The 12,618-nt window shown below is 62.8% G+C and carries 11 protein-coding genes; 8 read left to right on the forward strand and 3 right to left on the reverse strand.

Annotation, left to right across the window (positions count from 1 at the left end; all coding sequences use genetic code 11):
* Positions 1-5: 5 nt before the first annotated feature.
* Positions 6-656: a TRAP transporter small permease subunit gene (locus K3557_RS09545; RefSeq protein WP_129370679.1), complete on the reverse strand. Its 651-nt coding sequence runs from the start codon at positions 654-656 to the stop codon at positions 6-8.
* 81 nt (positions 657-737) lie between these two features.
* Positions 738-1,754 (reverse strand): C4-dicarboxylate TRAP transporter substrate-binding protein, encoded by a 1,017-nt coding sequence (locus K3557_RS09550; RefSeq protein WP_259999344.1) that lies wholly within the window; start codon positions 1,752-1,754, stop codon positions 738-740.
* A 490-nt stretch (positions 1,755-2,244) separates the two neighbouring features.
* Between K3557_RS09550 and acs the strand changes: the two genes are divergently transcribed.
* The 8 genes from acs (at position 2,245) to K3557_RS09590 (ending at position 11,698) form a co-directional block, all read left to right on the forward strand.
* Complete coding sequence (gene acs / locus K3557_RS09555; protein ID WP_259999347.1) at positions 2,245-4,206, forward strand: acetate--CoA ligase; 1,962 nt, start codon at positions 2,245-2,247, stop codon at positions 4,204-4,206.
* A gap of 7 nt (positions 4,207-4,213) precedes the next feature.
* Positions 4,214-4,900 (forward strand): adenylate kinase, encoded by a 687-nt coding sequence (locus tag K3557_RS09560; RefSeq protein ID WP_259999349.1) that lies wholly within the window; start codon positions 4,214-4,216, stop codon positions 4,898-4,900.
* 187 nt (positions 4,901-5,087) lie between these two features.
* Positions 5,088-5,372 (forward strand): DUF4212 domain-containing protein, encoded by a 285-nt coding sequence (locus tag K3557_RS09565; RefSeq protein ID WP_129370675.1) that lies wholly within the window; start codon positions 5,088-5,090, stop codon positions 5,370-5,372.
* A gap of 1 nt (position 5,373) precedes the next feature.
* On the forward strand, positions 5,374-7,158 hold the full coding sequence (locus K3557_RS09570; RefSeq protein ID WP_259999351.1) for a sodium:solute symporter family protein: 1,785 nt from the start codon (positions 5,374-5,376) through the stop codon (positions 7,156-7,158).
* Between the two features lie 104 nt (positions 7,159-7,262).
* Entirely contained in the window at positions 7,263-9,086 is a 1,824-nt protein-coding gene (locus K3557_RS09575) for a DUF294 nucleotidyltransferase-like domain-containing protein (RefSeq protein WP_259999353.1), read from the forward strand.
* Between the two features lie 123 nt (positions 9,087-9,209).
* Positions 9,210-9,725, forward strand: coding sequence for a hypothetical protein (locus tag K3557_RS09580; protein ID WP_259999355.1), 516 nt, complete (start codon positions 9,210-9,212; stop codon positions 9,723-9,725).
* A 2-nt stretch (positions 9,726-9,727) separates the two neighbouring features.
* Positions 9,728-11,137: a 3'-5' exonuclease gene (locus K3557_RS09585; protein WP_259999356.1), complete on the forward strand. Its 1,410-nt coding sequence runs from the start codon at positions 9,728-9,730 to the stop codon at positions 11,135-11,137.
* Positions 11,138-11,197: 60 nt separating this feature from the next.
* The gene (locus K3557_RS09590) at positions 11,198-11,698 is read left to right on the forward strand and encodes a flavin reductase family protein (protein WP_259984688.1); all 501 of its coding nucleotides are present in this window, start codon (positions 11,198-11,200) and stop codon (positions 11,696-11,698) included.
* A 25-nt stretch (positions 11,699-11,723) separates the two neighbouring features.
* Here the strand turns inward: K3557_RS09590 and K3557_RS09595 are convergent, their stop codons facing one another.
* Entirely contained in the window at positions 11,724-12,563 is an 840-nt protein-coding gene (locus K3557_RS09595) for an ATP-binding protein (RefSeq protein WP_259999358.1), read from the reverse strand.
* Between the last annotated feature and the right edge of the window lie 55 nt (positions 12,564-12,618).

Here is a 12,618-nt window from a genome sequence, read left to right on the forward strand (position 1 = left end):
CTGCCTTACCCCTGCCCGCTGCCATTGGTGTCATGGCCAGCCAATTGATCCGCCTCTGCCGCCGCTTGTTCCGCAGCACTTAGCACCAGCGGCACCGCCACGGGCGTTTCCAGCCCCAGGACCAGCGCCCTGCCATAGCCCCAGATCTGCAGTATCAGCCGCAGCCCCAGAACCGCAAAGGCGACCGGCGCCAGCAGTTTCGCAGGCCAGATCGGAATGCCGATGTCGATAGAGCTGTCACGGCTCCACCAGGGGGCGGCAAAATCAAAGGAACGCAGGAAATGCGACCAGCTGCCCCAGACCAAGGCCAGGATCAGCAGCAGGATCAGCAGGACCGAGATCAGCTCAAACAGCCACATGGCCCGGCCCCGCAGGGCACCGACAACAATGTCCATGCGGATGTGGCCGCCGTCGCGCTGCACATAGGCAATGCCCATGAAGGCAATCAGCGGCATGATCTGTTCGATCCAGTCCACATAGCCGGGCAGCGGCGCGTTCATCGCATTGCGTCCGCCAACCGAAACCACAGCCAGGATCATCAGTGAAAACACCGCGATGCCGCTCAAAAGCGCCAGCAGGCGCTCCGCTTTCACTAACCGCTGGTCCAGCCTGCTGATCAGGCTGCCGTCCTCCAGCACTGCTGCGCTGCCTGCCATGCCCGCCCCCGTCTTTTCGTGTCATCAAAGGCAAAAGGGGCCGGACCTGAGCAGCCCGGCCCCTTTTGTGTTGCGTCAGGATCAGCTGCCCGAACGGTGATCGCTGAGGGTCTTTTGCACCAGATCATAAAGTTCCTGCGCCGGAAGGCCCTGGGCGCTCATGTCCTCGATCCATTGGGCGCGGATCGGGTCGGCGGCCACTTTGCGGAACTCGGCCAGCTGGTCGTCGGAGATGGTGACTTTCTCGACGCCCTTCTCGGCCAGCACGCCGTCCCATTTCTCCAGCAGCGCGCCGTAGTTGGCCAGATAGTGGCCGATCGCCTCCTCGACCGAGCTGTCGAGCGCTTCGCGTTCAGCGTCGCTGAGGGCGTCATAGGCATCGGTGTTCACCACCACCGGACAGTTCACGGTGCCGGGGTTCAGGTTTGCGGTCCACCAGTCTGCGCGATTGATGGTGCCAAAGGCCAGATGCGCGTGCTGGGCAAAGGCAACCGTGTCCACAACGCCGGATTCCATCGCATTATAGGCTTCGGTTGCAGTGACCGAGGTCGGCACCGCGCCAACAGCCGAGAACGCCTTGCCGATGCCGCCGGTGGCGCGCACCCGCATATCCTTGAACTCTGCCAGCTCATCACGCGGTTCGCCGGTGCCGACGATATTGTACTGCGGCATCGGCGAGGTCATCAGCAGCTTGGCATTCCAGCGCGCCAGATCCGCCAGCACCGCCGGATGCGCGTAGACCGCATTGGCCACGGCCACCTCTTCGTCCAGCGTGTTCACACCCAGAAACGGCAGTTCCAGCACGGTGATCGAGGGGTTCTTGTCACGGTGGTAGCCGGCACAGAACTGCGCCATCTCAAACGCGCCGATGGAGATGCCGTCGAGGTTCTCCTTGTTCTTGCTGAGCCCGCCATAGCTGATGTTCAGGGTGAATTCGCCGCCGGTCTTTTCACTGACCAGCTCAGCCAGTTTTTCCACATGTTCGGTGAACGCCCGGCGCTTGCCCCACAGGGACACGTTCCACTCGGTGGCCGCAGCCTCACCTGCCATTGCAAAACCGGCAGTTGCCGCCACGGCGGCGGTCAGAAATCTGTTCATGATGTAACTCTCCCGAATTGCGCCCTTTTCGATCCGGCATCGGGCCGGCGCGGTGCGCTTGACGGTCAGGCTAGCGGCACAGATACGCTCTGCCAAGCCCCCCGGAGGGAAAGGTGACGCAGCGACTCGCGCTGCCCGCGGAGCACTGGTTCCGCCGCACCGGCACAATATGCCGCAGGTGCAAAGGCGCCGGAAGCTGCGGCAGTACGCCGCTGCCAAGCCGATAACGGGGATAGAAGCCGTAAACGGCCAATGGTGGAATTTACAGAAAAGCCTATGAAAACATGCGGTGGTATGCGTTTGCATGCGCTATCATTTACAAGAACCTCTGAAAACTTGAAATTCGTTTACAGATAAACTCTTTGATATCGGTGTTTTATTCACAAATTTTCAATCTGCGGTATTATCTAGCCCCAGGAGGAAACGGTTTGACAGCCACGGCACAGCGTTGTCGTTTGTCTTGCCAATAAAATTTCTGGGAGGAAATCGAATGAACGCGTTGCACGCAGACGCTGTCTATCCGCCGTCCGACGAAACCGTTGCCCGGGCGCATGTGACTGCCGCCAAGTATCAAGAGATGTATGACGCCTCGCTAACTGACCCGGACGGGTTCTGGGGCGAACAGGGCAAGCGCATCGACTGGATCAAGCCTTTCACCCAGGTGAAAGATGTGAACTACAGCTTCGGCAACGTCTCGATCAACTGGTACGCCGACGGCACCCTGAACGTTTCTGCCAACTGTATCGACCGCCATCTGGAAACCCGCGGCGACCAGACCGCGATCATCTGGGAACCGGACAGCCCCGAAGAAGCGGCGCAGCATATCTCCTATAAGGAGCTGCACCGCCGCACCTGCCGGATGGCCAACATCCTGGAATCAATGGGCGTGCGCAAAGGCGACCGGGTGGTGATCTACCTGCCGATGATCCCCGAAGCAGCCTATGCGATGCTGGCCTGCGCCCGGATCGGCGCCATTCACTCAATCGTTTTTGCCGGTTTCTCCCCCGATGCCCTGGCGGCCCGGATCAACGGCTGCGACGCCAAGGTTGTGATCACCGCCGACGAGGCGCCGCGCGGCGGCCGCAAGACGGCGCTGAAATCCAACGCCGACGCCGCGCTGCTGCACACCAAGGACACGGTAAAATGCCTGGTGGTCAAACGCACCGGCGGCCAGACCACTTGGGTCGACGGCCGCGACTATGACTATAACGAGATGGCACTGGAAGCAGAGGATTACTGCGCGCCCGCCGAGATGAACGCCGAAGATCCTCTGTTCATCCTCTACACCTCCGGCTCCACCGGCCAGCCCAAGGGCGTTGTGCATACTTCCGGCGGCTATCTGGCCTATGCCGCGATGACGCATGAGATCACATTCGATTACCACGATGGCGATGTCTACTGGTGCACCGCGGACGTGGGCTGGGTCACCGGCCACAGCTATATCGTCTATGGGCCGCTGGCCAATGGCGCCACCACACTTATGTTCGAGGGCGTGCCGACCTATCCCGATGCCTCCCGCTTCTGGCAGGTCTGCGAAAAGCATAAAGTCAACCAGTTCTACACCGCCCCCACCGCGCTGCGTGCGCTGATGGGCCAGGGCAACGAATGGGTTGAGAAATGCGATCTGAGCGATCTCAAGGTGCTGGGCACCGTGGGCGAGCCGATCAACCCGGAAGCTTGGAACTGGTACAACGAGGTTGTCGGCAAGGGCAAATGCCCGATCGTCGACACTTGGTGGCAGACCGAGACCGGCGGCCATCTGATGACGCCGTTGCCGGGTGCCCATGCGATGAAGCCAGGTGCCGCGATGAAGCCCTTCTTCGGCATCCAGCCGGTGGTCCTGGACCCGGCCAGCGGTGTCGAGATCACCGGCAACGGCGTTGAGGGCGTGCTGTGCATCAAGGACAGCTGGCCGGGCCAGATGCGCACCGTCTGGGGCGACCATGAACGGTTCGAGAAGACCTATTTCTCCGACTACAAGGGCTACTACTTCACCGGCGACGGCTGCCGCCGCGACGAGGATGGCGATTACTGGATCACTGGCCGCGTCGATGACGTGATCAACGTCTCCGGCCACCGCATGGGCACGGCTGAGGTCGAAAGCGCGCTGGTGGCGCATCCCGCCGTGGCCGAGTCCGCCGTGGTCGGCTACCCGCATGAGATCAAGGGCCAGGGTATCTATTGCTATGTGACCCTGATGAACGACCGCGAGCCGTCGGATGAGCTGGTAAAGGAGCTGCGCACCTGGGTCCGGACCGAGATCGGGCCGATTGCCTCGCCGGACGTCATTCAGTGGGCACCCGGTCTGCCGAAAACCCGCTCCGGCAAAATCATGCGCCGCATCCTGCGCAAGATCGCCGAGAACGACTTCGGCTCGCTGGGCGACACCTCGACCCTCGCCGATCCTTCGGTGGTCGATGACCTGATCCAAAACCGTGCGAACAAGGGGTGATTGACCAATGAATATGGCAGTATTAACCCGTCCCGCTGTTCTGATCCTGCTGGGGCCTCCGGGCGCCGGCAAGGGCACCCAGGCGCGGATGCTTGAAGAAAAATTCGGCTATGTGCAGCTGTCGACCGGCGACCTGCTGCGCGAAGCCGTTGCCGCGGGCACACCCGCCGGTCTGGCCGCCAAGGCCGTGATGGAAGCAGGCCAGCTGGTCAGCGACGAGATTGTGATCAACATCCTGCGCGACCGTCTGACAGAACCTGATTGCACCAAGGGCGTTATCCTTGACGGCTTCCCCCGCACCACCGTGCAGGCTGCCGCACTGGACGAGCTGCTGGCGGAAACCCAGCAAAAGATCAACGCCGCGATCAGCCTTGAGGTGGACGACGCCGCCATGGTGACACGGATCTCGGGCCGCTACACTTGCGGCGGCTGCGGCGAGGGCTACCACGACAGCTTCAAGCAGCCCGCCGAGGCCGGGAAATGCGACAAATGCGGCAGCACAGAGATGAAACGCCGCGCCGACGACAACGCGGAAACCGTTGCCAGCCGGCTGGAGGCCTATCACGCGCAGACCGCGCCGCTGATTGACTACTACGGCGGCAAGGACGTGCTGCAGACAACAAATGCCATGGGCGATATCGCGGATATTGCCCGGGACATGGCGGCCATCGTGACCACGGCCACCGGCCAATAACCAAGAAACGGGGCCTGCCTGACCCGGCAGGACCCCGTCCCCGGACATTTGAATACCCGAAGGCACCGCCTTGGCGGACCAGAGGAGTCATGCCTGCACGCCGTGACCACGGCCGCAGGCAAACGGAGAGAGTCTGCCCGGCGCCGCGTGCGCAAAGCAGCTCAGGAGGAAGAAGGAGGAGCCGCTCATGGCGGACCAAACCACAAATGCGGCAAAAACCGCCGAGGCCGATAAAGGCTATTGGGCGGCGAACGTACGCATCATTCTTGTCAGCCTGGTGATCTGGGCTGTTGTTTCATTCGGCTTTGGCATCCTGCTGCGCCCTGCCCTGTCGGGCATCAGCGTCGGCGGCGCCGATCTTGGCTTCTGGTTCGCCCAGCAAGGTTCGATCCTGGTGTTCCTGGGGCTGATCTTTTTCTACGCGTTCCGGATGAACAAGCTGGACCGCGAATACGGCGTGGAGGAAGAATAAGATGGACCAGTTTACCATCAACCTGCTGTTTGTGGGCGCGTCTTTTGCGCTTTACATCGGCATCGCGATCTGGGCCCGCGCGGGCTCCACATCTGAATTCTATGCCGCCGGCCGGGGTGTTCACCCTGTCACCAACGGCATGGCAACCGCGGCTGACTGGATGTCGGCGGCGTCTTTCATCTCGATGGCGGGCCTCATTGCTTTCACCGGCTATGACAACTCCACCTTCCTGATGGGCTGGACCGGCGGCTATGTGCTGCTGGCGCTGCTGCTTGCCCCCTACCTGCGCAAGTTCGGTAAGTTCACCGTGTCCGAATTCATCGGTGACCGCTTCTACTCGCCGACCGCGCGCATCGTGGCGGTGATCTGCCTGATCGTTGCCTCGACCACTTATGTGATCGGGCAGATGACTGGTGTCGGCGTGGCCTTTGGCCGCTTCCTGGAGGTTTCCAACACCACCGGCCTGCTGATCGGCGCCTGTGTTGTGTTCGCCTACGCCGTGTTCGGCGGCATGAAGGGCGTGACCTATACTCAGGTGGCGCAATACTGCGTTCTGATCATGGCCTACACCATCCCGGCGATCTTCATCTCGCTGCAGCTGACCGGCAATCCGGTTCCGGCACTGGGCCTGTTCGGCGATCACGCCGCATCCGGTGAACCGCTGCTGGCCAAGCTGGACGCCATTGTCCGCGAGCTGGGCTTTAATGAATACACCGCGCATCATTCCGACACTTTCAACATGGTGCTGTTCACCCTGTCGCTGATGATCGGCACCGCGGGCCTGCCCCATGTGATCATGCGCTTCTTCACCGTCCCCAAAGTGGCTGATGCCCGCTGGTCGGCCGGCTGGGCGCTGGTGTTCATCGCGCTTCTGTACCTGACCGCTCCGGCAGTTGGCGCCATGGCGCGTCTGAACATCACCGAAATGATGTGGCCCAATGGCGGCATCGAAGGCGGCGCTGTGACCGTGCAGCAGATCGAAAACGATCCGCAATACGACTGGATGGCCACCTGGCAGAAAACCGGCCTGCTGGCCTGGGAAGACAAGAACGGCGACGGTGCGATCCAGTACTACAACGACAAATCCGAAGAACTGCAGGCAACTGCCGCGGCAAACGGCTGGGCCGGCAATGAGCTGACCAAGTTCAACCGCGACATCCTGGTTCTGGCCAATCCTGAGATTGCCAACCTGCCCAGCTGGGTGATCGGCCTGGTTGCTGCCGGCGGTCTTGCGGCTGCGCTGTCAACCGCGGCGGGCCTGCTGCTGGCGATCTCCTCGGCGGTGTCCCACGACCTGATCAAAGGCTCGATCAATCCGAACATCTCGGAAAAGAATGAGCTGCTGTCGGCCCGTATCGCCATGGGTGTGGCCATCGCAGTGGCCACCTATCTGGGCCTCAACCCTCCGGGCTTTGCCGCGCAGACCGTGGCGCTGGCGTTCGGCCTCGCAGCTGCCTCAATCTTCCCGGCGCTGATGATGGGCATCTTCACCAAGGTGAACAACAAGGGCGCCGTGGCTGGCATGCTGGCAGGTCTGGGTGTGACTCTGGTCTACATCTTCCTGCACAAAGGCTGGCTGTTCATCCCGGACACCAACTCCTTTACTGACGCAGACCCGCTGCTGGGCACCATCAAATCCACCTCCTTTGGTGCGGTTGGCGCGATGGTGAACTTTGCAGTCGCCTTCATCGTCTCGAAATCGACCGCGGCCATCCCCGCCGAGATCGAAGAGCTGGTGGAAAGCGTCCGCATCCCGCGCGGTGCCGGAGTTGCGCAGGACCACTGAACCTCCCCTGGGCGGGCTGCCCTGCGGCCCGCCTTTTTCCTCATGGTCCCGTCCGGTTCTTACTGGCGGGGCCATTTTTTTCCTGATTTCATGCAGGTATGCCCATGCCCCTATCTGACGCCGCCCTGCTCCGCTTTCTGACGTCGGTTCACCCTTATGATAGCCTGGAGCCTGCGCTGCTGCAGGATCTGGCCTTCCAGTTCCAACAGATCGAGGCCGCCGCAGGCGATCCCGTCTATGCGCTGGACGAGGATCTGCAGGGCCTTTACCTGGTCCACACCGGCGAAGTCGAAGTGACGGATGAAAACAATATTCCCGTCTCGATCCTCGGCCCGCGTAATTCATTCGGCGAGCGCGGGCTGACCCGCAGCGGCCGGGCGGTGACCTCAGCCCAGGCCACCACAGAGACGCTGCTGCTGCTGCTGCCCAAGGCAAAATTCCACGCCCTGATGGCAGATCAGCCGCAAGTCGCCAAATTTTTCGACCGCCGCCGCCCCGGCGCGCAGGAGACCAGCAACCTGGCCACCACCCGCGTCGAGGCCATCATGGCGCGCGAGCCGGTCACCTGCTCCAACGGTATTACCTGTCAAAGTGCGGCACAGCTGATGCGCGACCACTTCATCTCCTCGGTCTGCGTGACCGACGGGGACAGGCTGCAAGGCATCCTCACCACCCGCGACCTGACCGGCAAGATCCTTGCCGCGGGCAAACCCATCTCCACTCCGGTCTGTAACGCGATGACCCCGGACCCGCTGACGCTGGCGCCCTCTGCCATCGGCTCGGACGTGCTGCATATGATGATGGAGCACGGCATCGGCCATGTCCCGGTGGTTGAGGCCGGAAAGCTGGTCGGGATCGTCACCCAGACCGACCTCACCCGGTTTCAGGCGGTCAGCTCAGGCGAGATGGTCTCAAGCATCGCCCGTGCCGGCAGTGCCGTAGACATGGCCAAGGTCACCGCTGAAATCCCGCGGCTTTTGCTGCAGCTGGTCGCAGGCGGCAACCGGCATGAGGTGGTGACCCGGCTGATCACCGACATCGCCGACACCGTGACCCGCCGCCTGCTGGCGCTGGCCGAGGAGAAACTGGGCGCTCCGCCTGTGCCCTACCTGTGGCTGGCCTGCGGCTCGCAAGGGCGGCGCGAGCAAACCGGGGTGTCGGATCAGGACAATTGCCTGATCCTGTCGGACGACATGACACCGGAGGATGAGAGCTATTTTGCGCAGTTCGCCGGATTTGTCTGCGATGGGCTGAACACCTGCGGCTATGTCTATTGCCCCGGCGACATGATGGCGTCGAATGCGCGCTGGCGTCAGCCCATGCGCGTCTGGCACGACTATTTCCGCGGCTGGATCGCCAAGCCGGTTCCAGAGGCGCAGATGCTGGCCTCGGTGATGTTCGACCTGCGCCCCATCGGCGGCGAGGCTGCACTGTTCGAGGATCTGCAACAGGAGACCCTGAAGGCGGCTGGTGCCAATACGATCTTTACAGCACACATGATTTCGAACTCGCTGAAGCACACGCCGCCGCTGGGCCTGTTGCGCGGGCTGGCCACTATCCGCTCGGGCGAGCACCGAAACACCTTGGATATGAAACACAACGGCGTGGTGCCGGTGGTGGATCTGGGCCGGATCTATGCGCTGCAAGGCCGGCTGGACACGGTCAACACCCGCGCCCGGCTGGAGGCGGCAGAGACCGCAGGGGTTCTCAGCCCTTCCGGTGCGCGCGACCTGCTGGACGCTTACGACCTGATCGCCCAGACCCGTCTGGAACATCAGGCGGCACAAATCCGCAGCGGCCAGGCTCCGGACAACTATCTGGCGCCCTCGGATCTTTCGGATTTTGAGCGAAGTCATCTGCGGGACGCCTTTGTTGTGGTAAAGACTATGCAATCGGCAGTTGGGCACGGGAAGGGCATGCTGAGCTGACACCTGCGATTGGCGGAGAGTTCGGAAGCCTCCCCTTCCGGCGGCAAAGCCGCCTGCCGGGCAGCGGGACGGGAGTATTTTGGAAAAGATGAAATGGACCGGGCATATCCCGGAGGAGAGCGGATGTTTCTGGAACTGATAGCAGTGATCTTTGCGGGCATTGCCGCGGCGGGCGTGGTGATGCTGCTGGGCAAAACCATGGGCGGGCGGCTGCCGCGCTGGCTGGCGCCGGTGGCGGCAGGTCTGGCAATGATCGCAGCCACCATTGCCTCGGAATACGGCTGGTACCCGCGCACGGCTGCGGCCCTGCCCGAGGGGCTGGTCATCGCGGACACGGTGGAAAACCAAAGCTTTTACCGGCCCTGGACCTATGCGGTGCCTTATGTCGACCGCTTTACCGCATTGGATACCGCGACGATGAAGACCCATGCGGATCATCCGCAGATCTATCTTGGAGAACTGTACTTCTTTGGCCGCTGGGCCCCGGTCAGCAAACTGCCGGTCTGGCTGGACTGCGGCAGCGGCCGGCGGGCGCTGGCGGCAGGGGACACGGGTTTTGCCGGCGGTCTTCCTGAAAACCTGGATTGGGTTGGTGGCGGCGGCGATGACCCGATCCTGGCAACTGCCTGCGGAGGGTAACGATGCTGTCACGCCTCAGCCTGCGCCTGCGGATCTTTCTGTTCTTCTGCCTGCTGGCGCTGGGCGGCATCGCCGTCACCGGCGGCGCGCTGTGGCTCGGCTACTCCCGCGCGGGCCAGCCCGGGCTGACCGATGCCTTTGTCTTTTCCGGCCTGCTTAGCAGCTTTGCCATCCTTGGTCTCAGTGCCGCGGTCTGGCTGTTGTTTGACGAAAACGTCGCCAAGCCGATAGAGCGGCTGGCGGCGGGCATGCGCGCCCGCGCCCATGCCGGCGTGACCAAGGAACTGGACACCCGCGGCGCGCGGTACCTGGGCGATCTGGCAGCCGCCGCCGAGGGGCTGGCCGGGCAGCTGGGGGACTCGGCGCTGTCCGCGGCTGAGGCCATCGCCCGCGAAACCGAGCACCTGGAAGCCGAGAAGTCCCGCCTTGCGGCGCTGCTGACCGACATCCCCATTGCCACCATTATGGCAAACCCCGCCCATCAGATCGTACTGTATGACGGTCAGGCCGCCGCGGTTCTGGCGCAGGAAGCTCCGCCGCGGCTGAACGCGCCGCTGTCCGACTATCTGAACCTCACCGGGCTGGAGGCCGCCTATGGCCGGCTGGTGCGCAGCGGGCTGGAGGTCAAGGCCGAAGTCAAAAGCGCCAGCGGCACCCAGGTGTTCGATTTGCGGCTGAAACCCTTGGGCGGCGCGCCAGGCTATATCATTCTGTTCGAAGGCAGCCATGCCGGTCTTGCGCCGGAGGATGCGCGCCCCTTGGTTTATGACTTTGCACTGCTGGACACGGATCATGCCGAGCTGAACAGCCGCAAGCTCAGCAATCTCAGCTATGTGGTGTTTGATACCGAAACCACAGGCCTGCTGCCGCACAAGGACGAGATCGTGCAGATCGGCGCGCTGCGCATGGTGCGGGGCCGGATCATCGCCAGCGAGGCTTTTGAGACCCTGGTCGATCCGGGCCGGCCGATCCCGGCGGCCTCGACAAAGGTGCATGGGGTCAGCGACGCCATGGTGCAGGGCGCGCCGGACATTGCCGAAGCTGCCCGTGCCTTTCACCGCTTTGCCTCGGACGCCGTGATCGTGGCCCACAACGCGCCCTTTGACATGGCCTTTCTGCACCGCCATGCCAAACGCACCGGCGTCAGCTGGGATCAGCCGGTTCTGGATACGGTACTGCTTAGCGCGGTTCTGTTCGGCGCCTCGCAGAACCACACGCTGGACGCGCTGTGCGAACGGCTGGACGTCACCATCCCGCCTGCCTTGCGCCACACGGCGATGGGCGACGCCCGCGCCACCGCTGAGGTGTTCTGCAAGATGCTGGCGATGCTGGAGGCCCGCGGTCTCAGCACCTTTGGCGCGGTGCTGGAACAGACCCGCAAACACCGGCGCCTCATTGAAGACATGAACTAGGTAGACAATCGCCCCTATGCGTGGCAGGTCACTGCCCGGAACGGATAAAAGGCGCGCGACATGGCCGAAACCAGCTTTATCCCCGGGCCCGAGACCGCCCGGGACTACCGCGATGCGCTCGGCTGCTTTGGCACCGGGGTGACCGTTGTCACCACCATGACAGCGCGCGGTCCTCTGGCCATTACGGTCAATAGCTTTACCTCCGTGTCGCTGGATCCGCCGCTCTTGCTGTGGTGCCCGGCCAAAGCGTCCCTGCGCCATGATGCTTTTGTTATGGCTGAGAATTTCGCGATTCACGTGATGGCAGAGGATCAACTGGGGCTGGCCAAGCATTTCGCGGCCCACGGCGAAGATTTCAGCGCCGCAGCATGGCAACTGAACGATCAGGGGGCGCCGGCGCTGGACGGGGTGATTGCCCGGTTTGATTGCCGCCGCTTTGCCGCCCATCTGGCGGGTGACCACACCATCATCATAGGCGAAGCGGCCAGCGTCACCACCCGCCCCGGCAAGGGGCTGATCTTCAAACGCGGCCAGTATGGCGGGTTCCTGGAGCAAAGCTGAACAGTACAGTCTTAGGCCAGGCACCCTAGCCCCGGGCTTGCCCCAAGGCTTGCGCCGCTGCACTGGCGCTGCCCAGAACTGCAACCTCCTCTACCAATCCAGGGGTGCCTGTATCTTCCGCACCTTGCCCCGCCAGCAGATGCGGCAGCACGGCAGACGCGGACAGATCCATACCCGGTTCCATGCTGAGCGCCCGCTGCGGACAAATTGAAATGCACAGGCCGCATTGAAAACACAAGGATTCTACAAAGCTCAGTGCGCCGCCGTCTTCCGTCAGGCTCAAGGCATCCGACGGGCAAACCCAGACACAGCTGCTGCACTGATTGCACAGGTCTTCATCCAAGCTGACGGAACCGTATGGCGCCTGTTCCGGCAAGGCGACATGGTCCGCACTGGGTGGCAAAAGCGCCGCGGCGCTGGCCCGCGCGGTGTCCCTGCGGCTGCCCACCGCCAATATGTCCGGTGCAACCGAAGGAAACGGGAAAATGCCTGCCGCCAGCCGCATTGCCAGGACCTCAGCCCCGTCAAACAGCAAAATCCGGCCCAGCCCGCCCAGCACCTGCACCAACTCCACCTCCTGCTGCTGATGCAGCCTGCCGGCCGAGCTGGCGCAGGCCTGCACGTGAATGACATCGAAACCGCAGGCCAAGGCTTGCAGCAAATCAGTGTGCGTGATCTGCTGCAAGCAGCAGACCGAAACCGGTATCACGTCGCTCTGCCGGGGCGCCGTCAGTTCCAGCCCCAGTGGCTCTACTTCGTATAGCAACAGAATTTGGACCCGCCCGGTCTCCAGTTTGCGCTGGTGCGCCGCCTGGCAGAGGTTCATCAGCGGCAGCTCGCAGCTTCTGCTGGCGACATCCAGCAACGCAGCCCGACCGTGTGCTGCGTACCGAGCGTGGCAGGCAGTGTCGTCTGGCTGA

Origin of the sequence: Leisingera sp. M523, from assembly GCF_025141335.1 — a bacterium.
Lineage (GTDB): Bacteria > Pseudomonadota > Alphaproteobacteria > Rhodobacterales > Rhodobacteraceae > Leisingera.

Coding starts and splice junctions, on each gene's coding strand:
- K3557_RS09545 (WP_129370679.1), bottom strand. CDS start 656: ATGGCAGGCAGCGCAGCAGTGCTGGAGGACGGCAGCCTGATCAGCAGG.
- K3557_RS09550 (WP_259999344.1), bottom strand. CDS start 1,754: ATGAACAGATTTCTGACCGCCGCCGTGGCGGCAACTGCCGGTTTTGCA.
- acs (WP_259999347.1), top strand. CDS start 2,245: ATGAACGCGTTGCACGCAGACGCTGTCTATCCGCCGTCCGACGAAACC.
- K3557_RS09560 (WP_259999349.1), top strand. CDS start 4,214: ATGAATATGGCAGTATTAACCCGTCCCGCTGTTCTGATCCTGCTGGGG.
- K3557_RS09565 (WP_129370675.1), top strand. CDS start 5,088: ATGGCGGACCAAACCACAAATGCGGCAAAAACCGCCGAGGCCGATAAA.
- K3557_RS09570 (WP_259999351.1), top strand. CDS start 5,374: ATGGACCAGTTTACCATCAACCTGCTGTTTGTGGGCGCGTCTTTTGCG.
- K3557_RS09575 (WP_259999353.1), top strand. CDS start 7,263: ATGCCCCTATCTGACGCCGCCCTGCTCCGCTTTCTGACGTCGGTTCAC.
- K3557_RS09580 (WP_259999355.1), top strand. CDS start 9,210: ATGTTTCTGGAACTGATAGCAGTGATCTTTGCGGGCATTGCCGCGGCG.
- K3557_RS09585 (WP_259999356.1), top strand. CDS start 9,728: ATGCTGTCACGCCTCAGCCTGCGCCTGCGGATCTTTCTGTTCTTCTGC.
- K3557_RS09590 (WP_259984688.1), top strand. CDS start 11,198: ATGGCCGAAACCAGCTTTATCCCCGGGCCCGAGACCGCCCGGGACTAC.